This is a genomic window from Piscicoccus intestinalis NBRC 104926 (assembly GCF_001515525.1).
Lineage (GTDB): Bacteria > Actinomycetota > Actinomycetes > Actinomycetales > Dermatophilaceae > Kineosphaera > Kineosphaera intestinalis.
Map to the genome: position 1 here is coordinate 1 of NZ_BCNQ01000295.1, position 1,476 is coordinate 1,476.

Annotated in this window: 2 protein-coding genes and 1 rRNA gene; 2 read left to right on the plus strand and 1 reads right to left on the minus strand. The window is 71.7% G+C overall.

Features of this window, described 5'->3' with window-relative positions:
• The first annotated feature begins 27 nt into the window (after positions 1-27).
• Positions 28-144 (plus strand): 5S ribosomal RNA (rrf, locus tag PINTE_RS21315).
• 96 nt (positions 145-240) lie between these two features.
• The gene (locus PINTE_RS21320) at positions 241-1,035 is read left to right on the plus strand and encodes an enoyl-CoA hydratase-related protein (RefSeq protein ID WP_068434612.1); all 795 of its coding nucleotides are present in this window, start codon (positions 241-243) and stop codon (positions 1,033-1,035) included.
• Positions 1,036-1,050: 15 nt separating this feature from the next.
• Here PINTE_RS21320 and PINTE_RS21325 read toward each other — a convergent pair.
• The coding region (locus tag PINTE_RS21325; protein WP_174524043.1) for a Maf family protein at positions 1,051-1,476 on the minus strand (426 nt) is incomplete at its 5' end.

Below are 1,476 nucleotides of genomic sequence, written 5' to 3' on the forward strand. Positions count from 1 at the left end.
GGGGCCGGGGTTGGCGCCTGATGGTGTTACGGCGGTCATAGCGAAAGGGAAACGCCCGGTCCCATTCCGAACCCGGAAGCTAAGCCTTTCAGCGCCGATGGTACTGCACTGGTGACGGTGTGGGAGAGTAGGACGCCGCCGGACTTCTTTTATAGGCTGTGGCCTCACCCGATATCGGGTGAGGCCACAGCCATTTCTGCATGTGCCGATGCCGTGCGGAGCACGAGGAGAGGACAGCGGATGAGCAAGGGCAGCGAGCAACGAGAAGCGCCGGTCCGGTTCGACGAGGCCGGCGGGGTATTGACGGTGACGCTCGAGCGCGACTCCGCCCTCAACGCCGTCACGGCGCCGATGCTGCGGACGATCGAGCGCGAACTCACCGATCGCGCCGCAAACGAGGAGCTGCGACTCGTCGTGCTGCGCGGGGCCGGCCGCGGCTTCTGCTCCGGCGCGGATCTCGGCGGCGAGAGCGGATCGCAGGACCCCGATCTGGCGGTGCTCGAGGCCGGCAACGCCGTGGTGACGGCCATCCTCGGCTATCCGGTGCCGGTCGTCGCGGTCGTGCACGGCCCGGTCGCCGGTATCGGGGTGTCGCTGGCACTGGCCTGCGACCTCGTCCTCGCCCGGGATGACGCGTACTTCCTCCTGGCGTTCACCCGCATCGGTCTCATGCCCGACGGCGGAGCGACGGAGCTGGTCGCGGCGTCGATCGGGCGAGCCCGGGCGATGCGAATGGCGCTGCTCGCGGAGAAGCTGCCCGCGGGCGAGGCCCTCGAGGCCGGCCTCGTCAGCCACGTGTTCTCGGAGCGCGAGTTCGACGCCGGCGTCGCCGACCTGTTGACCGCCCTGGCCGCCGGGCCCACCCGCGCCTACCGGGCCACCCGCCAGGCCATCAACGCCGCCACGCTCCCCGGTATCGCCGACGCGTTCGCTCGCGAGCACGCCGGTCAGGGCGCGTTGCTGTCCAGCGCCGATTTCGCCGAGGGCGTCACCGCCTTCCGCGAGCGCCGCACCGCACGCTTCTCCGGAGCCTGAATCGCAGTAGGGCACTCAGCCGCCGGTGATCCCGCCGAGGCGGCCGCTCCCAGACGCCGAGCGGTCTCGTGAGGAGCCGGTGAGGGCGTGCCAGGGCAGGCCGATCCGGGCGAGCAGGCCGCGCAGCAGCGGCAGGCTGATCCCGACGACGTTGTGGAAGTCGCCCTCGATGGCGTCGATGTAGGGGCCGCCGAGCCCGTCGACGGTGAATGCGCCCGCGACGTGCAGCGGCTCCCCGGTGGCGACGTACGCGTCGATCTCGGCGTCGCTCAACCGGCCGAAGTGCACGACGGTGGAGCCGGTCGCGCCGAGCGTCGCGGCCGAGCCGCCCTCGTCCGGGGGCCGCAGATCGATGAGCCAGTGGCCGCTGTGCAGCACCCCCGTGCGCCCCGACATCGCCCGCCACCGGTCCACCGCCTCCTGCGGCGAGGCCGGTTTGCC

Coding starts and splice junctions, on each gene's coding strand:
- PINTE_RS21320 (WP_068434612.1), top strand. CDS start 241: ATGAGCAAGGGCAGCGAGCAACGAGAAGCGCCGGTCCGGTTCGACGAG.